At 69.3% G+C, this 24,661-nt stretch carries 29 protein-coding genes and 1 pseudogene; 23 read left to right on the plus strand and 7 right to left on the minus strand.

From position 1 onward, the window contains the following. The 5 genes and pseudogenes from TSO221_RS30560 to TSO221_RS30580 form a co-directional block, all read right to left on the minus strand. Positions 1–412 (minus strand): annotated as a pseudogene (locus tag TSO221_RS30560) (hypothetical protein); the annotation flags it as partial. Between the two features lie 5 nt (positions 413–417). Then, positions 418–1,116, minus strand: a complete 699-nt coding sequence (locus TSO221_RS30565; protein ID WP_109122285.1) for a flagellar motor switch protein — start codon at positions 1,114–1,116, stop codon at positions 418–420. Positions 1,117–1,119: 3 nt separating this feature from the next. Next, positions 1,120–1,710 (minus strand): DUF6468 domain-containing protein, encoded by a 591-nt coding sequence (locus TSO221_RS30570; protein WP_109122286.1) that lies wholly within the window; start codon positions 1,708–1,710, stop codon positions 1,120–1,122. Then, a complete protein-coding gene (fliM, locus tag TSO221_RS30575; protein WP_109122287.1) occupies positions 1,691–2,731 on the minus strand; it encodes a flagellar motor switch protein FliM in 1,041 nt (346 codons plus the stop codon). The genes TSO221_RS30570 and fliM overlap by 20 nt, the downstream gene beginning before the upstream one ends. A gap of 13 nt (positions 2,732–2,744) precedes the next feature. Continuing rightward, positions 2,745–3,242, minus strand: a complete 498-nt coding sequence (locus tag TSO221_RS30580; RefSeq protein ID WP_146208955.1) for a flagellar basal body-associated FliL family protein — start codon at positions 3,240–3,242, stop codon at positions 2,745–2,747. 186 nt (positions 3,243–3,428) lie between these two features. Between TSO221_RS30580 and fliF the strand changes: the two genes are divergently transcribed. From fliF to TSO221_RS30645, 13 genes are all read left to right on the plus strand, one after another. Then, positions 3,429–5,117 carry a flagellar basal-body MS-ring/collar protein FliF gene (fliF, locus tag TSO221_RS30585; RefSeq protein WP_247878344.1) on the plus strand — a complete coding sequence of 563 codons (1,689 nt, stop codon included), beginning with the start codon at positions 3,429–3,431 and terminating at the stop codon, positions 5,115–5,117. Beyond that, complete coding sequence (locus TSO221_RS30590) at positions 5,117–5,851, plus strand: fliH protein (protein WP_199229692.1); 735 nt, start codon at positions 5,117–5,119, stop codon at positions 5,849–5,851. The genes fliF and TSO221_RS30590 overlap by 1 nt, the downstream gene beginning before the upstream one ends. Next, entirely contained in the window at positions 5,839–6,153 is a 315-nt protein-coding gene (gene fliN / locus TSO221_RS30595) for a flagellar motor switch protein FliN (RefSeq protein WP_109122290.1), read from the plus strand. The genes TSO221_RS30590 and fliN overlap by 13 nt, the downstream gene beginning before the upstream one ends. A gap of 3 nt (positions 6,154–6,156) precedes the next feature. After that, a complete protein-coding gene (gene fliP / locus TSO221_RS30600; RefSeq protein ID WP_109122291.1) occupies positions 6,157–6,933 on the plus strand; it encodes a flagellar type III secretion system pore protein FliP in 777 nt (258 codons plus the stop codon). Then, positions 6,933–7,199: a hypothetical protein gene (locus TSO221_RS30605; RefSeq protein ID WP_109122292.1), complete on the plus strand. Its 267-nt coding sequence runs from the start codon at positions 6,933–6,935 to the stop codon at positions 7,197–7,199. Before fliP ends, TSO221_RS30605 begins: the two co-directional genes overlap by 1 nt. A 9-nt stretch (positions 7,200–7,208) precedes the next feature. Beyond that, on the plus strand, positions 7,209–8,237 hold the full coding sequence (locus tag TSO221_RS30610; protein WP_109122293.1) for a flagellar motor switch protein FliG: 1,029 nt from the start codon (positions 7,209–7,211) through the stop codon (positions 8,235–8,237). Then, complete coding sequence (locus tag TSO221_RS30615; RefSeq protein ID WP_247878345.1) at positions 8,237–8,926, plus strand: hypothetical protein; 690 nt, start codon at positions 8,237–8,239, stop codon at positions 8,924–8,926. Before TSO221_RS30610 ends, TSO221_RS30615 begins: the two co-directional genes overlap by 1 nt. Before the next feature lie 636 nt (positions 8,927–9,562). Continuing rightward, on the plus strand, positions 9,563–10,375 hold the full coding sequence (locus tag TSO221_RS30620) for a response regulator transcription factor (RefSeq protein ID WP_109122294.1): 813 nt from the start codon (positions 9,563–9,565) through the stop codon (positions 10,373–10,375). 349 nt (positions 10,376–10,724) lie between these two features. Then, positions 10,725–11,969 (plus strand): flagellin, encoded by a 1,245-nt coding sequence (locus TSO221_RS30625; RefSeq protein ID WP_109122295.1) that lies wholly within the window; start codon positions 10,725–10,727, stop codon positions 11,967–11,969. A gap of 152 nt (positions 11,970–12,121) precedes the next feature. Continuing rightward, entirely contained in the window at positions 12,122–12,514 is a 393-nt protein-coding gene (flaF, locus tag TSO221_RS30630; protein WP_109122296.1) for a flagellar biosynthesis regulator FlaF, read from the plus strand. Further along, positions 12,504–12,956, plus strand: coding sequence for a flagellar biosynthesis repressor FlbT (locus TSO221_RS30635; protein WP_109122297.1), 453 nt, complete (start codon positions 12,504–12,506; stop codon positions 12,954–12,956). The genes flaF and TSO221_RS30635 overlap by 11 nt, the downstream gene beginning before the upstream one ends. Positions 12,957–12,960: 4 nt before the next feature. Beyond that, complete coding sequence (locus TSO221_RS30640) at positions 12,961–13,323, plus strand: flagellar protein FlaG (protein WP_109122298.1); 363 nt, start codon at positions 12,961–12,963, stop codon at positions 13,321–13,323. Then, complete coding sequence (locus TSO221_RS30645) at positions 13,320–14,108, plus strand: DUF1217 domain-containing protein (protein ID WP_109122299.1); 789 nt, start codon at positions 13,320–13,322, stop codon at positions 14,106–14,108. Before TSO221_RS30640 ends, TSO221_RS30645 begins: the two co-directional genes overlap by 4 nt. 186 nt (positions 14,109–14,294) lie before the next feature. Here TSO221_RS30645 and hpaR (TSO221_RS30650) read toward each other — a convergent pair whose 3' ends face one another. Further along, the gene (hpaR, locus tag TSO221_RS30650) at positions 14,295–14,798 is read right to left on the minus strand and encodes a homoprotocatechuate degradation operon regulator HpaR (RefSeq protein ID WP_109122300.1); all 504 of its coding nucleotides are present in this window, start codon (positions 14,796–14,798) and stop codon (positions 14,295–14,297) included. Positions 14,799–14,942: 144 nt separating this feature from the next. Here hpaR (TSO221_RS30650) and TSO221_RS30655 point away from each other — a divergent pair, with 144 nt between their 5' ends. The 9 genes from TSO221_RS30655 (at position 14,943) to hpaI (ending at position 22,240) form a co-directional block, all read left to right on the plus strand. Beyond that, complete coding sequence (locus TSO221_RS30655) at positions 14,943–15,971, plus strand: TRAP transporter substrate-binding protein (RefSeq protein ID WP_109122301.1); 1,029 nt, start codon at positions 14,943–14,945, stop codon at positions 15,969–15,971. 21 nt (positions 15,972–15,992) lie between these two features. Next, the gene (locus TSO221_RS30660; RefSeq protein WP_109122320.1) at positions 15,993–16,526 is read left to right on the plus strand and encodes a TRAP transporter small permease; all 534 of its coding nucleotides are present in this window, start codon (positions 15,993–15,995) and stop codon (positions 16,524–16,526) included. After that, positions 16,523–17,854 (plus strand): TRAP transporter large permease, encoded by a 1,332-nt coding sequence (locus TSO221_RS30665; protein WP_109122302.1) that lies wholly within the window; start codon positions 16,523–16,525, stop codon positions 17,852–17,854. Before TSO221_RS30660 ends, TSO221_RS30665 begins: the two co-directional genes overlap by 4 nt. Positions 17,855–17,857: 3 nt before the next feature. Then, the gene (locus TSO221_RS30670; RefSeq protein ID WP_109122303.1) at positions 17,858–18,523 is read left to right on the plus strand and encodes a fumarylacetoacetate hydrolase family protein; all 666 of its coding nucleotides are present in this window, start codon (positions 17,858–17,860) and stop codon (positions 18,521–18,523) included. Next, positions 18,520–19,281: a fumarylacetoacetate hydrolase family protein gene (locus tag TSO221_RS30675; protein WP_109122304.1), complete on the plus strand. Its 762-nt coding sequence runs from the start codon at positions 18,520–18,522 to the stop codon at positions 19,279–19,281. The genes TSO221_RS30670 and TSO221_RS30675 overlap by 4 nt, the downstream gene beginning before the upstream one ends. A 16-nt stretch (positions 19,282–19,297) precedes the next feature. Beyond that, on the plus strand, positions 19,298–20,149 hold the full coding sequence (gene hpaD / locus TSO221_RS30680; RefSeq protein ID WP_109122305.1) for a 3,4-dihydroxyphenylacetate 2,3-dioxygenase: 852 nt from the start codon (positions 19,298–19,300) through the stop codon (positions 20,147–20,149). 84 nt (positions 20,150–20,233) lie between these two features. Next, a complete protein-coding gene (locus TSO221_RS30685; RefSeq protein ID WP_109122306.1) occupies positions 20,234–20,623 on the plus strand; it encodes a 5-carboxymethyl-2-hydroxymuconate Delta-isomerase in 390 nt (129 codons plus the stop codon). Between the two features lie 5 nt (positions 20,624–20,628). Further along, positions 20,629–21,432 carry a 2-oxo-hept-4-ene-1,7-dioate hydratase gene (hpaH, locus tag TSO221_RS30690; RefSeq protein WP_109122307.1) on the plus strand — a complete coding sequence of 268 codons (804 nt, stop codon included), beginning with the start codon at positions 20,629–20,631 and terminating at the stop codon, positions 21,430–21,432. 10 nt (positions 21,433–21,442) lie between these two features. Beyond that, positions 21,443–22,240 carry a 4-hydroxy-2-oxoheptanedioate aldolase gene (gene hpaI / locus TSO221_RS30695; RefSeq protein WP_109122308.1) on the plus strand — a complete coding sequence of 266 codons (798 nt, stop codon included), beginning with the start codon at positions 21,443–21,445 and terminating at the stop codon, positions 22,238–22,240. Between the two features lie 7 nt (positions 22,241–22,247). Here the strand turns inward: hpaI and hpaR (TSO221_RS30700) are convergent, their stop codons facing one another. Continuing rightward, complete coding sequence (gene hpaR / locus TSO221_RS30700) at positions 22,248–22,742, minus strand: homoprotocatechuate degradation operon regulator HpaR (protein WP_109122309.1); 495 nt, start codon at positions 22,740–22,742, stop codon at positions 22,248–22,250. A 156-nt stretch (positions 22,743–22,898) separates the two neighbouring features. Between hpaR (TSO221_RS30700) and hpaE the strand changes: the two genes are divergently transcribed. Continuing rightward, the gene (hpaE, locus tag TSO221_RS30705) at positions 22,899–24,422 is read left to right on the plus strand and encodes a 5-carboxymethyl-2-hydroxymuconate semialdehyde dehydrogenase (RefSeq protein ID WP_109122310.1); all 1,524 of its coding nucleotides are present in this window, start codon (positions 22,899–22,901) and stop codon (positions 24,420–24,422) included. The last annotated feature ends 239 nt before the right edge of the window (positions 24,423–24,661 follow it).

Below are 24,661 nucleotides of genomic sequence, written 5' to 3' on the forward strand. Positions count from 1 at the left end.
GAGCGGCGGTTGGGAGAGCGGCGTCGGCTTGCACCGGCGCGATCTCCGGCGGTGCCGGCATCGGCGGCGGCATGGGCACCGGGGTGGGCAACGGAATGGGCTGAGCGGCGGCGTCCGGAGCCGTCACCGGAACCGGAACAACGGCATCGCCGCCCGGCGCGGCGGGAGTCTGAATCTGCCCATCCAGCCAGGGGATCACGGCGGCCAGCACCCCGTCGGCGTTGGCGGGGGCGCCAGAGCGTGGCGGGGGCGATTGGCCGGGGTCGGCGTCCTCGGCATCGTCGGATTCGACGGCGCCCAGCAGGTCGGCGAACGGGCTCGCGGTGTCCGCCGCACCGTCATCAGCCGTCGGGGCCGGGCGGGCGTCGCGCCGCGGGGCGGGGACGGAGGTCACGTCGGAGAGACTCGGCATGGCGCTCAATTGTTCAGGACGGGACGGGGAGCCGGGCGGGCCGCGGCGGGGGCCGCCGGCGCGGCGGCGGGCAGCACGCGGTCGCCGGGCAGGGCGCGGCGCTGGAGGATGGTTCGGGTGACCTCACGCGCCTTGGCGTCGGCCAGCTCGGCCAGGATCGGCGCCGAGCGCCGCTCGGCCATGTGGTCGAGCACATCGATGACGACGTCGGTGTCGAGGTCGCTGAGGATGCGCGCGGCGTCGCGGGGCTTCATGGCCTCATAGACCGCCACCATGCGGCGGATATCCTCCTGCTGGAGCGTGGAGCGCTGCTTCATCAGCCCTTCGATTTCGCGCTTGATCTCGGCCAGCCGCTGGAGCTGCGTGGCGATGCGGGTCTCGGTGGCGCCGAGCACGGCCTCCGCCTCGCCAAGATGGCGGGTGCGCGCCGCGACGTCGGCCTTCTGTTCCGCCAGCGCGCTGCGCAGCGCGGAGTCGCCGCACGCCAGCGTCGGCGGCGCGGTGCCCGGCGCGACACCGGACGCGGTGGCCGGCGGTTCGGGCACGGACCGCGCCTTGAGGTCGTCGGCCCAGGGGCGCTCGTGCTTGCCGAACTCCCGGTCGAACTGCTGGGCGATCACGGGGAAACCATCGACCAGAACGCCGAGCTTCAGCGGCAGCACCAGAAGCACCGCGATCAGGGTGAGCGGAAGGACGCGCAGCATGGCTCAGCTCTCCGCAACGGTGCGCAGCCGGGCATAGAAGGCGCTGGCGGCGACCTGCCGCCCCGGCTCGACGTCCGGCTTGGCGGAGTCCGGGGCCAGCGGTTGGAAGACGCTGCCGGCGTTGGCCGGGGGCTCGTCCGCCGGAGGCGCCGCGGCGGCGGGCGGGAGCGTGTCGGCTTCCGGGATCACGGCGGTCGCCCTCAACTCGCTCGGCGGAGCCGCAGGCTGGGCCGGGCGCCGGGGCGACGTGCCGTCCTCCAGCCGGCGGACCAGGGAGCGGGCGTGCTGGATCGACTCCTCGATGCGCTTGCCCGCCCGGTCGCAGGACCCGAGGATCAGCGCCATGTCCTCCTTGACCTCCTTGGCGCGGTCCAGCTGATCGGCGAGCGTGGCGGAGATCTCCGTCGCGGCGGCGACCAGACGCTTCACCGAGGCGTCGGTCTCGTCGATGGTCTGCGAGAAGGTGGCGATGAGGCCGTTGATCTCCGACTGGCCGGAGCGGAGCATCTGGAGACGCTTGTTGACCACCACCAGGAAGACGGTGGTGGTCACCAGCATCACGGCAAGGACGACGTCAATGAGATAGGAGACCATCGATCAGCTCCTGCTTGGTCTCGAGGTCGGTTTCGATCTTCACGGCGATGTTGTCGTCGCGCTGGCCCATGCGGCCGGCGAACAGCGGCGTCGCCTTGCTCAGCAGCATCACCGGCGCGTCGGGGCTGATGCGCAGCTTGAGCGAGGCGCCCTTCTGCCAGTTCAGCACCTCGCCGAGCGGCACCTGCGTCTGGTGCAGCACCGCGACCATTTCGAGCTTGGCGCGCTTCAGCTCGTTCTTCAGGTGGGTCTCCCACACCGTGTCGTGGCCGAACTTCTCGCCCATGAACATCTGCACCAGCTTGCCGCGGACCGGCTCCAGCGAGGCGTAGGGGATGACGATCTCGGCGTGGCCGACGCGGCGCTCCACCTCGATTGCGATGCGCACGCGGATCGCGGCGTTGGTGGCGCGGGTGATGGCGGCGAACTGCGGGTTGACCTCCAGCCGGTCGAAGGTGAACTCGACCTGCGCCAGCGGGTCGAACGACTGGCCGAGGTCCTGGAGGATCACCTTGATCAGGCGCTCGGTCATCTTGCGCTCGATCGAGGTGTAGGTGCGGCCGTCGATGCGGCCGGGCCGGCTGTGCCGGCCGCCCAGCAGCACGTCCATCATGCAGTAGATCAGCGCGCTGTCGATCGACACCAGGAGCTGGCTGTCCCACTGCTCGGCGCGCGCCACGCCGATCAGCGCCGGCAGCTCGATGGTGTCGAGGAACTCGTTGAAGCGCAGCCAGTCGATGCGCAGCAGCGACGCCTCGACGTTGGTCGAGGTGAACTGCCGCAGCGACGTGTTCATCAGCCGGACCATGCGGTCGAACACCACGTCCAGCATCGGCAGGCGGTCCTTGTTGACCGTCGTCGAGCTGACCAGGCGCTCGATGGCGCTCGGCTCGTCGCCGGAGGATGCCGGCGTGTCGAAGTTCAACAGCCGGTCGATCTCCTCCTGGTTCAGCGCCTTGGCATCGCCCATGAAGGCGGCCATGTCGAGATCGTCGCTGTCGGCGTCGCTGGAAGTGCTCATCCGTGCCTCTGGGTTATTGCGTGAGCAGGCTGCGCAGCAGCACGTCGGTGACGGCCTCGCGCCCGACGATGAGGTTGAACCGGCGGCGCAGCTCGCTGCGCAGCCGGTGCAGCCCGGCGGAGCCCTGCAGGTCCTGTTGGTTGAGGTTGCGCAGGAAGTCCTGCAGCGCGTTCATCAGGTGGGGAAGCATGCGCTCCACCCCGGCGCGTTCCTGCGGGACGAGGGTCAGCGTGATGCCGACCTTCATGAACCGCGACGGCACGTCCGCCGGCAGGTTGACCACGACTTCGGGAAGCTCGAACGGCACCGGAACCGTCTCGGGCGCGGCGGCGGGGGCGAGCAACTGCTCCACCCCGGCTCCGCCGGTCGCCAGCCAGTACCCGGCCAGCCCCGCCGCCAGCACGACGCACACCGCCGCGGCCGTCCGCGCGACCTTGGCCAGCGGCAGGACGACGACGTAGGCGCGTGACGGGAATGCGCCGGTCTGCATGCCGTCGGGTCGTGTATTCATCGGATGGTCCCGTGTCCTTTCGACGGAATTCTGAGAAACGAGCATATCGTTCAAGTTTTACGGACTTTGTATCCTGTACTCGTCCGCTCTTTTACTCCGCTTAAAAGTCGTACCGGTAGGTTGATCCGGCCGGCGGGGCTCAGGTTATGGGCGCCGCTTTTCGGAAACTTTAAAGGTGCGGGTGGCGTGAGCAGTCTGATCGACACTTTGCGATCGCTCGGGCGGGGACGCCTGCTGATGCTGGCGGGCACCGGCATCGGCATGGTCCTGGCGGTCGCGCTTATGGCCGTCCTGCTGTCGCGGCCGCAGATGACGACGCTGTTCAGCGGGCTCCAGCCCGCCGAGGCGGGGCGCATCGTCAAGGCGATCGAGGCGATGCACGTGCCGGTCGCCGTGGGCCACGACGGGACGACGGTGCAGGTCCCCCAGCCGGACTCGGCACGCGTGCGCATGCTGCTGGCCGAGAAGGGCCTGCCGTCCGCCGGCGGCGTCGGCTACGAGCTGTTCGACACCGAGAAGCCGCTGGGCATCACCAGCTTCATGCAGCGGATGAACCGGCTGCGCGCGCTGGAGGGCGAGCTTGGCCGGACCATCGAGACGCTGGCCGGAATCGAGGCGGCGCGGGTGCACATCGTGCTGCCCGACCGCGAGGAGTTCTCGCGCAACGCACCCAAGCCGACCGCGTCGGTGGTGGTGCGCATGCGCGGCCGGACGACGCTCGAACGCCAGAACGCCCTGGCGATCCGCCACCTCGTCTCCTCCGCCGTGCCGAACCTGAAGTCGAGCGCGGTCACCGTGCTCGACTCCTCCGGCGAGCTGCTGCTGACCGAGGACGACGGGGCCGGCGTGGCGACGGCGCGCGCCGACGGGCAGCGGGCGGCGGCGGAGACGCGCATCGCCCGCGCCGTCGAGCAGATGCTGGCGGCCCGGCTCGGCCGCGGCAACGTCCGCGTCCAGGTCACCGCCGAGGTGGAGACCAAGCGCGAGGTGGTGCGCAGCCAGAGCTTCGACCCCGCCACGCAGGTGGTCCGCTCGACCCAGACCGTGCAGGAGCAGGAGCGCAACCTGGACAGCTCGGGCGAGCCGCCGGTGACGGCCGAGCAGAACCTGCCGCAGCGCGACGTGCGTGCGCAGAGCCAGACCAGCCAGTCCTCGGGCGAGAGCAAGCGCCAGGAAGAGACCATCAACTACGAGATCTCCAACGTTTCGCGCGAGACCGTGGTGGAGCCGGGCGACGTGCGCCGCCTCAGCGTTGCCGTGCTGGTCAACGGCACCTGGAAGACGGCGGCCGACGGCAGCCGCGCCTACGAACCGCGCTCGGCCGAGGAGTTGCAGCGCATCACCGGTCTGGTGCGCTCCGCGATGGGCTTCGACGCCGGGCGCGGCGACCAGCTCACGGTCGAGAACCTGGAGTTCGTCGATCTGGCGCCGGAGCTGACGGCGCGCGACCCCGGCGAGGTGATCGTCGACACGCTGACCAACAACATCATGACGCTGATCCAGTGGGTGATCCTGCTGGTGCTGGCGGTCCTGCTGATCCTGCTCGGGCTGCGGCCGCTGATCCGGCGCGTCTTCCCGGCGCCCGAGCCGGTGCTCGACGCCGAGGCGCCGGCGCTCGCCGCGCCGACGGCGACGCCGCAGCTGGCGGGGCCGGCCGCCGGCGCCCAGACGGCGGCGCTGGAGGGCGGCGGGAACGCCGAGGCGCCGCCGGCGCTGCCCGGCATCGAGGAGACGGTCGACCAGCTCATCGAGCTGCGCACCGTGGAAGGGCGCGTGCGCGCCTCCTCCATCCGCCGCCTGGGCGAGATCGTCGACGAGTACCCGGATGAGGCGATCGACATCCTGCGCTCCTGGCTCTACGAGGAGGCGGCGTGATGGGCTATCCCCGTTACCGCTTCGACAAGCGCTTCGAGGACCACGCGGAAACCGAGGCCGGGCCGCCGCCCGAGCCGGAGGCCGACCCGCTCGACGTGCCGGCCCATTCCGAACGCACGCTCCGCCAGGCGGTGGCCGACGCCGAGCTGCGCGCCTTCGCCGAGGGTGTCGAGCAAGGCCGCGACGAAGGCCGTGCCGACGCCGAGGCGGGCATCCAGGCCGCCCTCTCCCGCGCCACCGATGCGCTGGCCGAGCGGCTGGCCGCCGACGAGGAGCGCTTCGCCGCCGTGCTCGACCAGGTGCAGTCGCACGGCTCCGCCGTGATGGTGGCGCTGGTTCGCCGGTTGGCGCCGCATCTCCTGGACCGGGTCGCGCGCGCCGACATCGAGGCCGTCGCCGCCGAGGCGCTGCGGGTGGCGGGAAGCTCCCCGGTGCTGCGGGTGCGCGTCGCGCCGGCGCTGTCCGGCCGGCTGCGTGACCGACTCGCCGGGATTGCCGCCGCGCAGGGATTCAAGGGCGAGGTGCTGGTCGACGTCGACGACGGCCTCGGCCCCGACGCCATCGACGCCAGCTGGGAGGCGGGCGGCGTCACCTACGACGCGGCAGACATCGGGCGCGTTCTCGGCGATCTCGCCGACCGCTCGCTTGCCGCCCTCGCCGACGGAGCCGCCCCGGCGGACCGCACCATGATCAACGACATGCAGAGAGATGGGACCGCATCATGCCCCCGCTGAACCTCGACATCCTGGAAGACGAAGCCAAGCCGGCCGAGAAGGAGGCCGGCGAGCCGATGCACGCCATCTACAACGTGCCGGTCGACGTGCAGGTCGTGCTCGGCCGCACCAGCATGCTGGTGGCGCAGCTTCTGAAGCTCGGCCGCGGCGCCGTGGTCGAGCTGGAGCGCAAGGTGGACGAGCCGGTGGAGGTGCTGGTCAACCACCGCCTGGTCGCCCGCGGCGAGGTGGTGATCGTCGAGGACCAGCGCCTGGGTGTGACACTCACCGAGATCGTGCGCACCGATCTCGGACTCGACTGAGCGATGGCCGCACGGTTCCCGTTCCGTCTCGCGGTTCTGGCCGCGGTGGGCGCGGCGCTCGGCGTCTCCCCGCCCGCGGCGGCGCAGGGCGTCGACCTTGGTGCGTTGGGGGGTGCCCTGGGCGGCGTGCTGGGCGAGGGCACCGCGCTGTCGGGGCACATCATCCAGGGCATCGTCGTCCTGACGGTGCTCAGCGTCGCGCCCGGCCTGCTGATCATGGTGACGTCCTTCACCCGGATCGTCGTCGTGCTGTCGCTCCTGCGCTCGGCGCTGGGCCTGCAGCAGTCGCCGCCGAACATGGTGATGATCAGCCTCGCCATGTTCCTCACCATCCACGTCATGGCCCCGGTGTTCGACAGCGCCTGGCAGGATGGGGTGCGCCCGCTGCTCAACGAGCAGGTCACCCAGGAGCAGGGGCTGGAACGCATTATCGAGCCGTTCCGCGCCTTCATGTCCAGCCACGTGCGCGACAAGGACCTGTCGGCGTTCGCCGGCTTCTCGCGGCGGCCGGTGCCGGAACCGGGTGCCTCGCCCGACCTGCGCACGCTGATCCCGGCCTTCCTGCTGTCGGAGCTGCGGCGGGCGTTCGAAATCGGTTTCCTGCTGTTCCTGCCGTTCCTGGTCATCGACATGGTCGTGGCCGCGGTGCTGATGGCCATGGGCATGATGATGCTGCCGCCGGCGATGATCGCCCTGCCGTTCAAGATCATCTTCTTCGTGCTGACCGACGGCTGGTTCCTGATCGCCGGCAGCCTGATCCGCTCCTATGGGGGTGGCTGATGCCGCAGCCCGGCCCCTCCGGCGCCCCCTCCAGCGCCGCCGTCCTCGACCGGCTGACCGACGTCGCCCGGCGCCGCGGCATCGACGCCGCCGCCGACACGCCGGTCGCCGACCTGCTGGCGGCCATCGACCCGCAGGCGCTGGTGCCGCAGCACCTGGTGCTGATGGCCGGCGCCGTCCTGGCGTTCGTCTTCCGCTACGACCGCATGCTCGCCGAGCCGGCGTCCGACGCCGGTGAACTCCCGATCGCCGACCGTTCCATCTGAGGTGACCGCATGGGCAACCCCGTCAAGATCCGCGACAACTACAAGAGCCTGAGCGGCTCGGAGAAGACCGCCATCATCTTCCTGGCGCTCGGCGAGGAGCGCGGTTCACGGCTGATGGAGCGCCTGGACGAGGACGAGATCCGCATGGTCAGCCGGGCCATGGCCGGGGTCGGCAACGTCACCTCCAACCTGCTGGAGGCGCTGCTGCGGGTGTTCAGCGAGCGCTTCGCCAACGCCGGCTCGGTGGTCGGTTCCTACGACAGCACCGAGCGCATGCTGACGCGTTTCCTGCCGGGCGACCGCGTGTCCGAGATCATGGGCGAGATCCGCGGTCCGGCCGGCCGGACCATGTGGGAGAAGATGTCCAACGTGAACGAGGGCGTGCTCGCCAACTACCTGTGTGGCGAGTACCCGCAGACCAGCGCGGTGATCCTTTCCAAGATGCGCGCCGAGCACGCCGCCAAGGTGCTGCCGCTGCTGCCGCCCAAGCTGCGCCTCGAGGTCATCGAGCGCATGATCCAGATCGAGTCGGTGCAGCGCGAGGTCCTGCTCGACATCGAATCGATCCTGCACAACGAGTTCATGGCCAACTACGCGCGCGCCCACGGCTATGATCCGCACGAGCGGATGGCCGACATCTTCAACCGCATCGACCGCGAGACGCTGGCCGAGATCTTCTCCGACCTGGAGCCGGAGATGCCGGACTCCACCCACCGCATCAAGCAGCTGATGTTCACCTTCGAGGACCTGATGCGCCTCGACCGCGTGTCGCTGCAGACGGTGATCCGCCGCTCCGACACCGGCCAGCTCGCCATCGCGCTCAAGGGGGCGGAGGCGCCGCAGCGCGACTATTTCCTGTCGGTCATGTCCGAGCGCGCGCGCATGATCCTCCAGGACGAGATCGAGAACATGGGGCCGGTCCGCATGCGCGACGTGCACGACGCCCAGGCCGAGATCGTCCTGGCCGCCAAGTCGCTGGCCGAGGACGGCGCCATCGTCATCCCGCAATCGGGCGAGACCGACGCCGTGGTCTACTGATGATCGCGTGGAGCATCGGGCCGCCGGCGGCCTACGCGTCGCCCGCCCGCCCGTCCCCGTCCGGCGCCGGATCGCGGGACGGAACGGCTGCGGTGGAGCACATGCTGGCGGTCCTGGAGGCGCTCGACTCCGCGGGCGCGGCCAGGGCCCGCGGAAGCCTGCCGCGGCTCGACTCGACGTTCGGCATCGGCTTGGCGCTGTTCCTGGCCATGGCGGCGCACGGCGTGCGCGAATGGCTCGGCCGGGACATCGCGGCGAAGCTCGAGTTCCTGGATGGCGGCGCGCTGCTCGACGAGGCGGACGCCGCCCTGGCGGCGCATCTGCTGCAGGACGTCGATGGACGGACCTGGAGGGTTCTCCACGTTCCCCTGGGCGGTGCGGAAGGCAAGCGCACCCTGATCTGCGCTTCGCTCGTGTCCGACGGCCTGCAGACGCGGAACATGGTCGTCTTTCAGGTCACGCTGCGCACCCTCGGCCCGGTTCAGTTGAGCGTCGCCGCCGGTGGGCGGGAACTGGCGGTCGTGCTGGAGATGGCCGCCACGCTGCCGCCGGATCTCGCCGACGAACTGCAGGAGAGCTTCTCGGCGGCGCTGCTGGACAGCGGGCTCGCCGGCACGCTGGAGATCGGCCATCTCGGGGGCGCCTGGCTGGATCTGTGCGGGCGGCCGCGCGTCGATACCGCGGTGTGACGCGCCGAAGGCCCGGCGGCGCTGTATGACGCACGATCAAATCAAGGGTTGGGGGGGGCGGGGCGGCGGTGTTGCTATGGGCCGGCAGCGCGCTGGTGTCTGCCGTTCCCGATTCGCCGCCGTGACCTCGAGCGTATGCCGGCCGACTTCGGTGTGACCGTTGATCGCACGGCCATCTTCCGCCGGATCCTTGACGTCCTGCTCAGCGCCAAGCGCGATTCCACTCAGACGACCGTCATACCAGCCTGTTCGGGCTGGCCGGCCGACGATGCGGATGTCACAGCTCTCCGCGCCCGCCGTCGAACGTTGCAACGGAACCCTGGGGATGCGCACCGGCGCGTCTCCGGGCACGACGCATTAACCATGAAACGCCACCGTAACGCTTGCGCTTTGCTTCGATCCGCTCGCCTTCATATGGTGGATATCGCGATATAGATAAAATCATTTCAAATCTGTACCGACTACAGAACGTTAAACCGGGGTTAAATCGTGAGACAAAATGCGGACATGCGGAGCTGATCGCTTATTGACAGGCCATACCACTTTTGGAATTCATCTTTGGTGACATGACGCCGTATGGCGTATTTCTAAAATGTTCCAGGCTTTTTCACGAACTGGTGGCGAGCGGAGAATCCCATGAAGGCCCTCTTGATCGAGCAGGATGACTTGATTGCTGAAGCTGTCGGCAAGCAACTCGCTCTTGCCAAGATAATGCACGATCGCGCTCGCGTGCATGGCGCTCACCTTCTTACAGAAGATCTGCGCAACGAACTTGAGGGATACGATGCGATCGTCATTGGCAGCGTTCCGGATTCGGCCGAGTTTGTCACCTATCTGCGCAGCTTGAAGACAAAGGCCCCCATCATTTGCTTGATTGAACGCCGCTGCGCCAACACGACGGTCAAAATTCTTCATGCCGGCGCTGACGACGTGTTGGTTAAGCCGGTCGTGAGCGCGGAAATCCGTGCGCGGATCGAGGCGACCCAGCGCCGCTCGCACGGCCATTCGACGAACGCCATCTCGGTCGGCCGGCTCACCGTCTATCTTGACGGTCGTGACCCCGAGATCGACGGCGAGCGCCTGCGCCTCAGCCAGCGCGAACATGCCATCCTCTCCGTGCTTGCGCTTCATCACCGCCGCGTCGTGTCGAAGGAACACATCTATGAAAGCGTCTACGGCCTCTCGGAATCGGAACCTCTCGACAAGGTGATCGACGTCTATATCTGCAAGCTGCGCAAGAAGATCGCCGGCGTGACCGACGGCGGCCGCTACATCGAGACGGTCTACGGGCGCGGCTACAAGTTCGAGGCGCCGCCCGAGCATGCCGGATCGGGCGAGGCCGAGCCCCCGAAAGCCCCTTCCGTCCGCCGTCAGGCAAAGCGCCCCGCCATGATACCGACGCGGCAGTTGAGCCGCTGGGTGGATTCACCTTTGGCGTTGCACGGCTGATACGGCCGGCGCATCGCTGCGCGACGTGCCGTCGGGTTTGAATCGAAGGCGCTTGATGGCTTCCATCAAGCGCCTTTGGCATGATGGGCCGCGGCGGCAATTCCCCTTCTTCCAGCCGGCAGGCGTTGAACGCGCGTCGAGCTTTCGGTCAATTCACTCAAATAATCGCCAAATATTCGTTGCTGCTCCGGCTTGCGGCGACCGGAAGACGGCCGAATTTTTTACCCCGATTTAAACCTGCCACGGCACAGTGGATCCGTTGGTTGCACGCCCGCGACAGATCGGGATGGCCCGCGCAACCGGCCCCGGCGTCAGAAAGGCGCTAAGCATCTCGCGAATGGAGATACACATGGCCTCTATCATGACCAACGCTTCGGCGATGACCGCCCTGCAGACGCTGCGTCGCGTCACCGGCGATCTGGAGACCACCCAGGACCGCATCTCGACGGGCCTCAAGGTCAACAACGCCAAGGACAACGCCGCGTACTGGTCGATCGCCACCACCATGAAGGCCGACGTCGCCGGCTTCAAGGCGGTCAAGGAGTCGCTGGAACTGGGTTCGGGCACCACCAACACCGCGTCGGTGGCCTCGAAGAACATCGTCGAGAACCTGCAGACGCTGAAGGCCCGCGTCATCGCCGGCCAGACCAACGGTGTCGACAAGTCGCTCATCCAGAACGACATCGACCAGCTGGTCAAGCTGGTGAAGGGTGCCGCGGCGGACGCCTCGTTCAACGGCGACAACCTGCTGCGCGTCACCTACTCGAACGACGGCACCGCCAAGGACAAGAACGTCGACATCCTGGCCTCGCTGAGCCGCGGCAGCGGCACCGTCACGCCGAGCTACATCAGCTTCCAGCGCCAGGACCTGCAGGTGAGCTCCATCGTCGGCAAGGCGACGATCGAGCAGCAGGTCGACTCCACCAACGACATGAAGGCCTCGGTCGGCATCGCGCTGGGCAATCCGGGCCAGACCTTCATCGACCAGCAGAACCTGGGCCTCGGCAGCCTGACGCTGAACGTCACCAACGAGGCCGGCGTCACCACGGCGGTGACCGTCGATCTCTCCGCGGAGATCTACGACACCAACAAGGCGACGACGCAGGGCAACATCGCGACCACCATCAACACCGCGCTGACGGCGGCCGGCGGCGACTTCCAGGTGGCGTGGAACGGCGACAGCCTGGAGTTCACCGACCAGGACAAGGGCACCGACGGCAACTTCACCGCCAAGGTCGACAGCCTGTGGGTCGGCTCCACCGAGAGCGACGCGTTCGGCGGCCTCGCCGACCTGACGCAGGTCGACGTGACGTCGAACGCGACGAAGTCGCTGGAGGTCATCAACGGCCTGCTCGACAAGGCCATCGGCAAGGCGGCGGTGATCGGCTCGATCGAGAACCGGGTGTCGGTGCAGAACGACTTCGTGTCGAAGCTGACCGACTCGATGAACAAGGGCATCGGTGCCCTGGTCGACGCCGACATGAACGAGGAGTCGAGCCGTCTGCAGGCCTTGCAGGTGCAGCAGCAGCTCGCCATCCAGGCGCTGTCGATCGCCAACCAGGGGCCGCAGAACATCCTGTCCCTGTTCCGCTAAGGGCCGCGGGCCGGCATGCCCCATCCGGATGCCGGCCCTGTCCTCCACGGCCCCGCTGCGGGCCCGGCACGGCCACTCCGTGCAGCCCCGCGCGTCGTCGCCGACGCCCGGCCCGCAGCGGTCGCCGCTCCCTTCTTGCCTAAGGTGCGACCATGAGCATCGCCGCCTATCAGCAGACGATGGCCGAATGCGACGATCCGAGACGGATCGAATACCGCGTCTTCCTGCGCATCACGCTGGACCTCGAACGGCACGCGGACGCCGACTGGCGGTCGGCCTCCCTCAAGGATGCGCTGTGGCGCAACCTGGAGCTCTGGAACACGCTGCGCGCCGATCTGCTGGAGGACGGCAACAGCCTGCCCGACGAACTGCGCGCCGGCCTGGTCTCGCTGTCGTTCTCGGTCAACCGGCGCACCCGCGAGGTGCTGCGCGGCGAAGCCGACGCAAGTCTCCTGGTCGAGATCAACCGCTCGGTCATGCAGGGTCTGCTCGGCACCGCCGCGCCCACCCCCGCGCGGATGGCGGAGGTGGCTCATGGCGCTTAAGCTCCGCCTCAAGCCCTGCGAACGCGTGGTCATCAACGGCTGCGTCGTGCAGAACGAGAACCGCCGCTACACGCTGACCGTCAGCAACTTCGCCCAGATCATCCGCGGCAGCGACATCATGCAGGAGGAGGAGGCCGACACCCCGGTGCGGCGCGCCTACTTCGTGATCCAGAGCATGCTGCTCGACCCGCACGCTGCCGGCGGCTATTCCGACGTGATCACCGGCATGATGGCCGGGATCTACACGGCGCTGGCCAATCCGGACATGCAGGGCCGCATCCTCCAGGCCATGCAGCACGTCAGCGAGCGTGACTACTACAAGGCCCTGGCCACCCTGCGCCCGGTGCTGGCGTACGAGGACACGGTGCTGCCGGACAGCGCCGCGCTCCGCCGCCCGGCGCGCGACGCCGCGGCGTCCGCCCCATCGCAGCTCGGAGGATGATGCCATGCCGACGCCGATCTCGGGCATCGCCGGATTGAACAACGACCGCAACGCCCCGACGAGCGCCGACGTGGTCGCCGAAGCGCGCCAGCGCCTGACCGAACGGCTGCGCACCCTGCAGGCCGAAACCGAGAAGCCCTCGGAGGTGGTCCAGGACGTCGAAAAGGCCCAGGAGCGCGAACTGGCCCGCCGCGACGAGATGCAGCACTACCGCGTCCGCATGAACCCGGACACCCGCCGCCTCTATACGGAAGTGCTCGACCAGGAGACGGGCGAGGTCATCGTCCGCATCCCCGCCACCTATGTGGATCCCGCCGAATCCGCGGACGCCGCGCCGCAGGACGCCGGGGCCGGGATGGAGGCATGACCACCCTTCAGGACTTCCGTCAGGTCGCGCGCAACCAGGACCGCTACGACCAGATGCTGCGCAAGCGGCCGGACATCCAGCGCAACATCGCGTATTTCGAGGCGAACATCGGCAAGGTCACCTCGACCGAGGACTTCCTGAAGGACGACAAGCTCTACCGCTTCGTCATGGAGGCGTTCGACCTGGGCAGCCAGGTCTTCGCCCGCGGGCTGATCCGCAAGGTCCTGAACGAAGGCGTCGACGATCCGGACGCGGCCGCCAACCGCATGGTGGACCCGAAGTTCCGGCAGCTGGCGGCGGTCCTCCGCTTCAAGGAGGCCGACGGCTTGCCCCTGAAGCTGCCGTCGGTCGTGAAGGGCATCGTCGACCGCTACGTGCAGGTCAACCTGGAGGAATCCAGCGAGGAGACCAACCCGGCGCTGCGGCTGGCGCTCTACTTCAAGCGCAAGGCGCCCTCCATCACCAACTGGTATCAGGTGCTGGGCGACCGGGCGCTGCAGAAGGTCGTCTTCACCCTCCTGGACATCCCGGACCAATCGGCGGCGCACGACATCGACAAGTTGAAGGCGGCCATCGAAAGGCGGCTGGACATCAACGACCTGAAAAGCCCCGGGAAGGTCGACGCGTTGCTGGAACGGTTCGCGTCCATGTACGACATGCGCAACGGCGCGCCGGCCTCCGCCGCCGCCCGGCTGCCGGTCATCGGGCCGTTGCAGAAGCGGGCCTCGATCCTATCCATCGACCCGGCGATCACCGCGACACTGGTCAAGCTGCCGCGCTTTTGACCCGGTGGTCGGGGCCGGACGGGGCTGACTGACTGCAAGGACGCGACAACCCGAATTCCGGGTTCAGGCGCGCGTTCGCCCTGGCGCTCTGGACCTTCAACTCGCGTTCCCGAAGGTCCGGATGCATTCCTCCCTGAACCCGAGGGGGGCGTGTTGCCCCCTTCCTCAAGTGCGTTCCAAGGCGGATCAGCCGGCCTTGCGCCGTCGCTCCCGGTGCGGGGCCAGCGCCGTGTCGGCCGGAGGCAGGACGACCGCCGGCACCGGCGTCCTGGCCGCGTCCAGATAGGCGTCCAGCGCCGCGTAGAGGCCCTCGACCGCCGCGCGGCCGACCGCCTTCTCCAGCAACTCGTACTGCTCCTTCACCAGCGGCGCCATGTGGCGGACGATGTCCTCCCCCCTGGGCGTCAGCGACACCAGGACGCGGCGCAGGTCGGTCTCGTGCCGGCGCCGCCGCACCAGATCGACCTCCTCCATGCGCGCCAGCACGCCGGCAAGGCTGGGCGCCAGGATCTGGCAGGCCTCGACGATCTGGTTCTGCTCCATCTCCCCGTTCTCGCCGAGCGCACGGACGATGCGCCATTGCTGCTCGGTCAGGCCGAAATGGCTGACGATCGGGCGGAAATGGGAGAACACCGCCTCGCGCACCCGCAGCAGCAGGAGCGGCAGGTTGCGGCGGTTGATGGCCTGCATGATGGGATCCTCCGGCACGTGGCCACACCCTGCCGAAGAAATTGCCGCTTGACAAGTTAACATGTTAACGGACATGATTGTTAACATGATAACAAAAATGGCGCGTCCGCGTGCGGCCTGCGCCCATCCGACGGAGGAAACCCGATGAAGCCACGCGCGCTTGCGTTCCGTCTGGGCCTGTGCGGCCTTGCGTTCTCCGCCGCCGCCCCGGCGCACGCCGAGACGGTGACCCTGCGGATCTCGCACTTCCTGCCGCCGACCTCGCCCGCGCAGAAGCAGGTGATCGAGCCCTGGTGCGAGCGCCTGGGGCAGGAGACGGGCGGGCAGGTGAAGTGCCAGATCTACCCGGCCATGCAGTTGGGCGGCACGCCGGGGCAGCTCGTCGACCAGGTGAAGAACGGCATCGCCGACGTGGCGTGGACGGCGCCGGGCTACTCCGCCGGCCGCTTCCCGGCGATCGAGGCCATGGAGCTGCCCTTCGTCGTGCGCGACGCGTCGAGCGGCAGCAAGGCCGCCTGGGCCTTCTACGAGCAGCACGCGAAGAAGGAGTTCGACGCCTACAAGGTGCTGGCCGTGCACGTGGACGGCGGCGTCGCCTTCCACACCGCGGCCAAGGCCGTGACCGCGCCGGAAAGCCTGAAGGGCCTGAAGCTGCGCGCCTCGACCCGCATGGTGTCGAAGACGCTGGCGGCCCTGGGCGCGGTGCCGGTGAACATGCCGCCGGCCCAGGTGACCGAGGCGATCTCCAAGGGCGTCGTGGACGGCGCCATGGGAGCGTGGGAGGTGGTGACGCCCACCAAGCTCCAGGAGGTGACCAGGTTCCACACCGACCCGCCGGCCGGCCAGCCCTACTACGCCACCACCGTGCTGTCGCTGCTGATGAACAAGCAGCGCTACGACGGCCTGCCGTCCGACGTGAAGGCGGCGCTGGACCGCAACAGCGGTCCGGCGCTGGTGGAGGTTTTCGGCCGCACCTGGGACGAGGTGACCGCCTCCACCCGCAAGCTGGTGGTCGGCGAGGGCGCCGCCGTCACGCAGCAGACCGCCGCCGACTACGACGCCATGCGCGCCGCCGCCAAGGTGGTGGAGGAGGAGTGGGTCAAGGAGGTCGCCGCCAAGGGCCTGGACGGCGCCGCGCTGGTCGCCGCCGCCCGCACCCTCGCCGCGCGCTGAGTCCGGAGCGGGAGCATGGCCATGAACGAACCGATCGGACTGCCCGCCGAGATGGTACCGCACGACTCCCTGGAGCGTGCGCTGCGCCTCGCGGCCAAGGGCTTCGCGCTGCTGGGCGGCGGGACGCTGCTGGGGCTGATCGCGATGTCGCTGGTGTCCATCGTCGGCCGCAAGCTGGGCGACGCGCCCATCACCGGCGACGTGGAGCTGATGCAGGCGGGCACCGCCGTCGCGGCGGCGGCGCTGCTGCCCTATTGCACGATCCAGGGCGAGCATCTGCGCGTCGATTTCTTCACGGAACGGGCGCCGGCCTGGCTGCGCCGGCCGCTCGACGGCGTCGCCGAGCTGCTGCTGGCCGCGGTGATGGCGGCCCTGGCGTGGCGAACCGGCCTGCAGGCCGTGGACATCCGGGAGGCGCAGGAGGTCACGCCGCTGCTCTCCATCCCGCTGTGGCTGCCGGTGGCGGCGCTGGTGCCGAGCCTCGCGCTGACGGCCGCGTGCGCCGCGCACCGCGGGATCCTGGGTTTCCTTGGCGTCTGGGAGGACGAGCGATGAGCGGCACTGCGGTCGGTCTCGCCGGGTTCGCGGCGCTGCTGCTGATGCTGACGCTGCGCCTCCACATCGGCATCGCCATGTTCGCGGCGGGCGCCGGCGTCTTCCTGGTGATCAACGGCGGCAACACCACGGCGCTGCTGTTCACCCTCAACAACCTCGTCTTCGCGCGCTTTTCCAACTACGACCTCGCGGTCATTCCGCTGTTCCTGCTGATGGGGCAGTTCGCCACGCACGGCGGCCTGTCGAAGGCGCTGTTCCGTGCGGCGGGCGCGCTGATCGGGCACTGGCGGGGCGGGCTCGCCATGGCCTCCACCGCGGCCTGCGCGGCGTTCGGCGCCATCTGCGGCTCCTCGCTCGCCACCGCCGCGACCATGGGGCAGGTGGCGCTGCCGGAGCTGCAGCGCTACGGCTATTCGGGGCGGCTCGCCACCGGCACGCTGGCGGCCAGCGGGACGCTGGGCATCCTCATCCCGCCCTCGGTGCCGCTGGTGGTCTATGCGGTGCTGACCCAGGAATCCATCGGCAAGCTGTTCGTCGCCGCCGTGGTGCCGGGCATCATCGCGGCGCTCGGCTACCTCGCGGTGATCTTCCTGATCGTCCGCCGCAACCCCGAGGCCGGCCCGGCCAGCCGGCCGGTGCCGTGGAGGGAGCGCCTGCTGGCGCAGCTCAACATCCTGCCGGTGGGGCTGGTGTTCCTGGTGGTGATCGTCGGCATCTACGGCGGCTGGGCCAACCCGACGGAGGCCGCCTCCATCGGCGCCGCCGCCTGCGGCCTGATCGCGCTGCTGTCCGGCGGGATGAAGACCCGGGACCTGCTGCAAAGCCTCTACGGCACGGCGCAGGCCACCGCGATGATCTTCGTGGTGCTGCTGGGCGCCGATCTGCTGAACTCCGCGCTCGCCATCTCGCAGATGCCGGCCGAACTGGCGGACTGGGTGAAGAACAGCGGCCTGCCGCCGCTCCTGGTGCTGTTCACCGTCATCGCGATCTACATCCTGCTCGGCTGCGTCATGGACTCGCTGGCCATGATCCTGCTGACCATCCCGATCTTCTACCCGATGATCATGGGGCTGGAGTTCTTCGGCCTGTCGGTCGCCGACAAGTCGGTGTGGTTCGGCATCCTGGCGCTGATGGTGGTGGAGATCGGCCTCGTCCACCCGCCGGTCGGCATGAACCTCTACGTCATCAACAAGCTGGCCAAGGGCGTGCCCATGGGCGAGACGGCGCTGGGCGTGCTGCCCTTCCTGGCCTCCGACCTGCTGCGCATCCTGCTGCTGGTCTTCTTCCCCGGCGTCAGCCTCTGGCTCGTCGGGATCATCGGAGGCTGATCCATGGAATCGCTCACCCGACCGCCCGTGCAGGGGACGGTGTACGGCACCGTCCTCAACGACCGCCCCTCGCTGGAGCGGATGGGCGCGGCGCTGACCCGGCCGCCCTACGGAAAACCGCCGCAGGCCCCCGTCCTCTACATCAAGCCATGGAACACCCACGCCGGCACCGGCAGCCGGGTGCGCCTGCCGAAGGGGGCCGGGCGCGTGACGCTGGGCGCCACGCTGGGCGTCGTGCTCGGCGCGCCGGCCACGCGGCTGGAGGAGGCGACCGCCCTGCGGGCGGTGGCCGGCTACACCGTCGCCCTCGACCTCTCGCTTCCCTGCGCCAGCGTCTACCGCCCGCCGGTGCGCGAGAAATGCTTCGACGGCGCCTGCCCGCTGGGGCCGCGCGTGGTGGAGCGCGATGCGCTGGGCGACCCGTCCTCCTTCACCGTGCGCACGCTGGTGAACGGCCGCGTGGCGGCGGAGCGGAGCCTGTCCGACCTCGTACGGCCGGTGCCGCGGCTGCTCGCCGACGTGACGGAGTTCATGACGCTGGAGGCCGGCGACGTGCTGCTGGCCGGCGTCGCGCTCGACCTGCCGCAGGCCGGGCCGGGCGATGAGGTCGCCGCCGAGATCGACGGCATCGGCCGGCTGGACGTGATCCTGGAAGGAGACCTCCCATGAAGCGCGCCCGCGTCGCCTTCGAAGGGGCGATCCATCACGTCACTGGGCACGCCACCGAGCAGAACGGCGGGCTCCGCCTCGCCGACGGCCGGCTGCTCGGCGAGGAGGAGGTGGTCTGGCTGCCGCCGGTGGCGCCGCGCACGGTCTTCGCGCTCGGCCTCAACTACGCCGACCACGCTCGAGAGCTGGCCTTCAAGGCGCCGGAGACGCCCCTGGTGTTCCTGAAGGGGCCGAACACCATCGTCGGCCACCGCGCCCGCACGCGCCGGCCCGACGGCGTCGCCTTCATGCACTACGAGTGCGAGCTGGCGGTGGTCATCGGCCGCACCGCCCGCGACGTGCCGAAGGAGCGGGCGTACGAGGTGGTGGCCGGCTACACGGTCGCCAACGACTACGCCGTGCGCGATTACCTGGAGAACTATTACCGGCCGAACCTGCGCGTGAAGAACCGCGACGGCTGCACCCCGCTCGGCCCCTGGCTGGTCGATGCCGCCGACGTGCCGGACCCCATGAACCTGCGCCTGCGCACGCTGGTCAACGGCCGCGTGACCCAGGAGGGGCACACGCGCGACATGATCTTCGACGTGCCGACCCTGATCGCCACCCTGTCCTCCTTCATGACTCTGGGGCCGGGGGACGTGATCCTCACCGGCACGCCGGAGGGGCTGGTGGACGTCCGTCCCGGCGACGAGGTGGTCACCGAGATCGAGGGCGTCGGCCGCCTCGTCAACACCATCACCGCCGGCCAACAACCATAAACCTGGAGGAAACCCCATGGGCACCCTGGCCCTCGCCGCGAAGATCACCCACGTCCCGTCCATGTACCTGTCGGAGCTTCCGGGGCCGCACCACGGCTGCCGCGAGCCGGCGATCCAGGGCCACAAGGAGATCGGCCGCCGCTGCCGCGATCTCGGCGTGGACACCATCGTGGTGTTCGACACCCACTGGCTGGTCAATTCCGGCTATCACGTCAACTGCGCCGAACACTTCTCGGGCGTCTACACCAGCAACGAGCTGCCGCACTTCATCAAGAACCTGGAGTACGCCTATCCCGGCAACCCGCGGCTCGGCCATCTGATGGCGGACGCCGCGACGCGGGGCGGCGTGCACACCCGCGCGCACGACCGGACCAGCCTGACGCTGGAGTACGGCACGCTGGTGCCCATGCGCTACATGAACGAGGACCAGCACTTCAAGGTCGTCTCCATCTCCGCGCTGTGCACCGTGCACAACCTGCCGGACAGCGTCGCGCTCGGCCGCGCCGTGCGCCGCGCCATCGAGGAGGAATACGATGGCACCGTGGCGATCCTCGCCAGCGGCTCGCTCTCGCACCGCTTCGCGCAGAACGGCGTCTCCGACCAGTACCTCGACAAGATCTGGGATCCGTTCCTGGAGCAGGTCGACCGGCGCGTGATCGAGCTGTGGGAGAAGGGCGACTGGAAGACCTTCACCGCCATGCTGCCGATGTACGCCGACAAGTGCTGGGGCGAGGGCTCCATGCACGACACCGCCATGCTGCTGGGCGCGCTCGGCTGGGACGAGTACCAGGGCAGGGTGGAGGTGGTGACGCCGTACTTCCCCAGCTCCGGCACCGGCCAGATCAACGCGGTCTTCCCGGTCCGCTGAAGTTGCTTTCACCTCATCAAGAAGCCCCTCTCCCTCAAGGGGAGAGGGGCTTCGAAACGACAAATGCTCGAAGGGAGCCGAGCGATGCCGCACGTGATCGTCGAATACACCGACAACATCGCCACGCAAGCCCGCATGCCGGTGCTGCTGGCGACGATCAACCGGATCCTGATCGCCCAGGGCGGTGCGTTCCCGACCGGCGGCATCCGCTCGCGCGCCGTCCGGCTGACCGACTACTGCGTGGCCGACGGGACGGAGGACGACGCCTTCGTCCACATCACGCTGAAGATCGGCTCCGGCCGCTCCGACGAGGTCAAGAAGACGGCCTGCGACGACCTCTTCGCCGCCGTGAAGGAGCATTTCGCCGACCTCTTCTCACGCCGCTTCTTGGCGCTGTCCATGGAGCTGACCGAGTTCAGCGAGGGCGGCACCTACAAGCACAACAACATCCACGCGCGCTACAGGAAGGCCTGACCCGCATGCTGTCCCCCGACGTCATCCGCGCCGCCGCGCACCGCCTGCACGAGGCCGAGCGGACGCGCACGCCGATCCGCCAGATCTCGCTCGACCACCCCGACGTCACCATCGAGGACGCCTACGCCATCCAGCGCGCCTGGGTGTCGCTGAAGCGGTCGGAGGGCCGCACGGTGTGGGGCCACAAGATCGGCCTGACCTCGCGCGCCATGCAGCAGTCCTCGCAGATCAACGAACCGGATTACGGCACGCTGCTCGACGACATGGTCTTCACCGACGGCGGCGAGGTGCCGACCGGCCGCTTCATCGCGCCGATGGTCGAGGTGGAACTGGCCTTCGTGCTGAAGGACCGCCTGTCCGGGCCGAACGTCACCATCTTCGACGTGCTCTCGGCCACCGATTACGTGGTGCCGGCGATCGAGATCATCGACGCCCGCTGCCACCGCCTGGACCCGGAGACCAAACGGCCGCGCAAGGTGATGGACACCATCTCCGACAACGCGGCCAACGCCGGCGTCGTGCTGGGCGGCCGGCCGATGCGGCCGCTGGACGTGGACCTGCGCTGGGTCGCGGCGCTGCTCTACCGCAACGGCGCCATCGAGGAGACCGGCGTGGCGGCCGGCGTGCTGAACCACCCGGCCAACGGCATCGCCTGGCTGGCCCGCAAGTTCGCCGCCCACGACGTGGCGCTGGAGCCGGGGCAGGTGGTGCTCGCCGGCTCCTTCACCCGGCCGGTGCCGGTCAAGGCCGGCGACACCGTGCACGCCGACTATGGGCCGGCCGGCTCCGTCGCCATCCGCTTCGTCTGAGGGCACCGCCATGGATCTGCCGAAGAACCCCTTCAAGCGGGCGCTCCGGGAAGGACGCCCCCAGTTCGGCCTGTGGCTCGGCCTCGCCGATCCCTACTGCGCGGAGATCGCCGCCGGGGCCGGCTTCGACTGGCTGCTGATCGACGGTGAGCACGCGCCGAACGACGTGCGCTCCGTCCTCGCCCAGCTCCAGGCGGTGGCACCGTACCCGAGCCATCCCATCGTCCGCCCGGTGATCGGCGACACGGCGGTGATCAAGCAGATGCTGGACGTCGGCGCGCAGACCCTGCTGGTGCCGATGGTCGAGAGCGCGGAGCAGGCGGCGGCGCTGGTCGCCGCCGTGCGTTACCCGCCGCACGGCGTGCGCGGGGTGGGGGCGGCGCTGGCGCGCGCCTCGCGCTGGAACGCCATCCCCGGCTACCTGAACCGGGCGGAGGAGGAGATCTGCCTGCTGGTGCAGGTCGAATCCCGGCGCGGCCTGGACAACCTCGACGCCATCGCCGCGGTCGCGGGGGTGGACGGCGTGTTCTTCGGGCCGTCCGACCTGTCGGCCTCGCTGGGCCTGATCGGCCAGCCGGGGCACCCGGAGGTGAAGGCCGCCATCGAGGACGGCATCGCCCGCGTCGCCGCCGTCGGCAAGGCGCCCGGCGTGCTGGCGACCGACGAGGCGCTGGCGCGCGGCTACGCGGCCGGGGGGGCGCTGTTCGTCGGCGTTGGCGTGGACACCACGCTCTACGCCCGCGCTGCCGGCAGCCTGGCCGCGGCCTTCCGCGGCGAGCGGGCGACGGCGGGAGGGGGCGGCTACTAGGCGCGCTTCAGTCCTCGTCGGGCAGCGGGATCTCGCCGTCCACGGCGAGGCAGCTGGTCAGCGCGTCCAGCTCGGCGTACAGCGCCTCCAGGCGCCGCGCGCCGAACGCCTCGGCGATGTCGGCGTAGCGCTGCTCGCTGTGCGGGCCGATGCGGGCGACGAGGCGGCGTCCCTCGTCCGAGATGGCGATGTTCACGGCGCGCTGGTCGGAATCCTCGCTGCTGCGGGCGATCAGGCCGCGCTTGTCCAGCGTCTTCAGGATGCGCGACAGGCTGGGCATGCTGATGCAGCTCAGCCGCGCCAGCTCGCCCGCGCGCAGCCCCTCCACGGTGGTCAGCGCGCGCAGCGCGCGCCATTGCTGCTCGGTCACGTCGTGCTCGCGCAGCAGCGGGCGGAAGCGCGCCATCACGGCCTCGCGCGCCTTCAGGAGCGCCATGGGCAGGGAGCGCGAGAAGGCGCGCAGATCATCGGCGGCTTTGGTTCGGGACAAGATCGCGCTCATGGTTCCGACTCTTCCAATCCACAAACATAGCGTGGCTTTCCCGATACCGAAACCGCTTGACAGCCACGGCAAGAAACATAACATGTTAAATATTAACATCGCAATCGTCTGGCGCGGGAGGATTCCGCGCCGCGCGTGCCGGGGGAGTGAAACGTCGTGACGAGCGCATTCGAGACCAACCTGACCAAGGCGCAAACCTGCCTCGCCCGCTTCCAGGACCAGCCGTTGGGGCACTTCATCGACGGCAAGCCGGTGGCCGGCGCGCCGGGCAAGCTGTTCGACAACCTGTCGCCCATCGACAACCGTGTCCTCAATCAGGTCTCCGCCGGCACCGCGGCCGAGGTGGACGCCGCCGCCCGCGCGGCGCAGGCGGCGTTCCCGGCGTGGGCTGCGCTGGGCGGGGAGAAGCGGCGGGTGATCCTGCACCGCGTCGCCGACCTGATCGTGGCGCGCGCGGAGGAGATCGCGCTGGTCGAATCCATGGACACCGGCCAGCCCATCCGCTTCATGAGCAAGGCGGCCGAGCGCGGCGCCGAGAACTACCGTTTCTTCGCCGACCGCGCGGCGGAGGCCGGCAACGGCCTGTCGCTGCCCGCGGCCGAGCATCTGAACTACACGGTGCGCCAGCCGCTGGGCCCGGTGGCGGTGATCACGCCGTGGAACACGCCCTTCATGCTGTCCACCTGGAAGATCGCGCCGGCGCTGGCCGCCGGCTGCACCGTGGTGCACAAGCCGGCGGAGTGGAGCCCGCTGACCGCCATGCTGCTGGCCGAGATCATGACCGAGGCCGGCGTGCCGGCCGGCGTGGTGAACCTCGTCAACGGCCTCGGCGAAGAGGCCGGCAAGACGCTGACCGAGCACCCGGCCATCAAGGCCGTGGCCTTCGTCGGCGAATCCGCCACCGGCAGCCTGATCATGACCCAGGGCGCGCCGACGCTGAAGCGCGTGCATTTCGAGCTGGGCGGCAAGAACCCGGTCATCGTCTTCGACGACGCCGACCTGGACCGCGCGCTCGACGCCGTGACCTTCATGATCTACAGCCTGAACGGCCAGCGCTGCACCTCCTCCTCGCGCCTGCTCGTCCAGCGCGGCGTCCACGACGCGTTCGTCGCGCGTCTGGCGGAGCGCGTGGCGCGCATCAAGGTCGGCCATCCGCTGGACCCGCGGACCGAGGTCGGCCCGCTGATCCATCGCCGTCACCTGGACAAGGTGCTGGGCTATTGCGGCATCGCGCGCAGCGACGGCGCCGAGGTGCGCGTCGGCGGCACCCGCGCGGAGGAGCTGGGCACGGAGGGCAACTACGTGCGCCCGACGCTGTTCACCGGCGCCGACAACCGCATGCGCATCGCGCAGGAGGAGATTTTCGGCCCGGTGCTGACGGTCATCCTCTTCGAGGACGAGGCGGAAGCCGTGCGCCTCGCCAACGACGTGCCCTACGGCCTCGCCGGCTATGTCTGGACGCGGGACGGTGCGCGCGGCAACCGCGTCGCCCTGGCGCTGGAAAGCGGGATGGTCTGGATCAATTCGGAGAACAACCGCCACCTGCCCACGCCCTTCGGCGGCACTAAGGCCAGCGGCATCGGCCGCGACGGCGGCGACTACAGCTTCGACTTCTACATGGAGACGAAGAACATCTGCATGGCGCTCGGTACGCACACGATCCCAAAGCTGGGGGCCTGACCCGGCCCCCATGAGGTGACGGTCCGGGACTGTTTCTGCGCGTCCCACTCGCCGGATCGCCGGTGCCCCGCCAACGGCGCGGCACCGGCGATCCGGCTTTTTTTTGGCCGCACGCGCGGTGCCGCCGGTCGGTCCCCCGGCGGACGGGCGGGGCGCCTCACTCGGCGCTTTACCGACGCAAACATAACTGTTATACAAAATCACAATTAGCGTAGCGCGCAAACGCGCACGATGGGTGA

Source organism: Azospirillum sp. TSO22-1 (assembly GCF_003116015.1).
Lineage (GTDB): Bacteria > Pseudomonadota > Alphaproteobacteria > Azospirillales > Azospirillaceae > Azospirillum.

Coding starts and splice junctions, on each gene's coding strand:
- TSO221_RS30565 (WP_109122285.1), bottom strand. CDS start 1,116: ATGCTGCGCGTCCTTCCGCTCACCCTGATCGCGGTGCTTCTGGTGCTG.
- TSO221_RS30570 (WP_109122286.1), bottom strand. CDS start 1,710: ATGGTCTCCTATCTCATTGACGTCGTCCTTGCCGTGATGCTGGTGACC.
- fliM (WP_109122287.1), bottom strand. CDS start 2,731: ATGAGCACTTCCAGCGACGCCGACAGCGACGATCTCGACATGGCCGCC.
- TSO221_RS30580 (WP_146208955.1), bottom strand. CDS start 3,242: ATGAATACACGACCCGACGGCATGCAGACCGGCGCATTCCCGTCACGC.
- TSO221_RS30590 (WP_199229692.1), top strand. CDS start 5,117: ATGGGCTATCCCCGTTACCGCTTCGACAAGCGCTTCGAGGACCACGCG.
- fliN (WP_109122290.1), top strand. CDS start 5,839: ATGCCCCCGCTGAACCTCGACATCCTGGAAGACGAAGCCAAGCCGGCC.
- fliP (WP_109122291.1), top strand. CDS start 6,157: ATGGCCGCACGGTTCCCGTTCCGTCTCGCGGTTCTGGCCGCGGTGGGC.
- TSO221_RS30605 (WP_109122292.1), top strand. CDS start 6,933: ATGCCGCAGCCCGGCCCCTCCGGCGCCCCCTCCAGCGCCGCCGTCCTC.
- TSO221_RS30610 (WP_109122293.1), top strand. CDS start 7,209: ATGGGCAACCCCGTCAAGATCCGCGACAACTACAAGAGCCTGAGCGGC.
- TSO221_RS30615 (WP_247878345.1), top strand. CDS start 8,237: ATGATCGCGTGGAGCATCGGGCCGCCGGCGGCCTACGCGTCGCCCGCC.
- TSO221_RS30620 (WP_109122294.1), top strand. CDS start 9,563: ATGAAGGCCCTCTTGATCGAGCAGGATGACTTGATTGCTGAAGCTGTC.
- TSO221_RS30625 (WP_109122295.1), top strand. CDS start 10,725: ATGGCCTCTATCATGACCAACGCTTCGGCGATGACCGCCCTGCAGACG.
- flaF (WP_109122296.1), top strand. CDS start 12,122: ATGAGCATCGCCGCCTATCAGCAGACGATGGCCGAATGCGACGATCCG.
- TSO221_RS30635 (WP_109122297.1), top strand. CDS start 12,504: ATGGCGCTTAAGCTCCGCCTCAAGCCCTGCGAACGCGTGGTCATCAAC.
- TSO221_RS30640 (WP_109122298.1), top strand. CDS start 12,961: ATGCCGACGCCGATCTCGGGCATCGCCGGATTGAACAACGACCGCAAC.
- TSO221_RS30645 (WP_109122299.1), top strand. CDS start 13,320: ATGACCACCCTTCAGGACTTCCGTCAGGTCGCGCGCAACCAGGACCGC.
- hpaR (WP_109122300.1), bottom strand. CDS start 14,798: ATGCAGGCCATCAACCGCCGCAACCTGCCGCTCCTGCTGCTGCGGGTG.
- TSO221_RS30655 (WP_109122301.1), top strand. CDS start 14,943: ATGAAGCCACGCGCGCTTGCGTTCCGTCTGGGCCTGTGCGGCCTTGCG.
- TSO221_RS30660 (WP_109122320.1), top strand. CDS start 15,993: ATGAACGAACCGATCGGACTGCCCGCCGAGATGGTACCGCACGACTCC.
- TSO221_RS30665 (WP_109122302.1), top strand. CDS start 16,523: ATGAGCGGCACTGCGGTCGGTCTCGCCGGGTTCGCGGCGCTGCTGCTG.
- TSO221_RS30670 (WP_109122303.1), top strand. CDS start 17,858: ATGGAATCGCTCACCCGACCGCCCGTGCAGGGGACGGTGTACGGCACC.
- TSO221_RS30675 (WP_109122304.1), top strand. CDS start 18,520: ATGAAGCGCGCCCGCGTCGCCTTCGAAGGGGCGATCCATCACGTCACT.
- hpaD (WP_109122305.1), top strand. CDS start 19,298: ATGGGCACCCTGGCCCTCGCCGCGAAGATCACCCACGTCCCGTCCATG.
- TSO221_RS30685 (WP_109122306.1), top strand. CDS start 20,234: ATGCCGCACGTGATCGTCGAATACACCGACAACATCGCCACGCAAGCC.
- hpaH (WP_109122307.1), top strand. CDS start 20,629: ATGCTGTCCCCCGACGTCATCCGCGCCGCCGCGCACCGCCTGCACGAG.
- hpaI (WP_109122308.1), top strand. CDS start 21,443: ATGGATCTGCCGAAGAACCCCTTCAAGCGGGCGCTCCGGGAAGGACGC.
- hpaR (WP_109122309.1), bottom strand. CDS start 22,742: ATGAGCGCGATCTTGTCCCGAACCAAAGCCGCCGATGATCTGCGCGCC.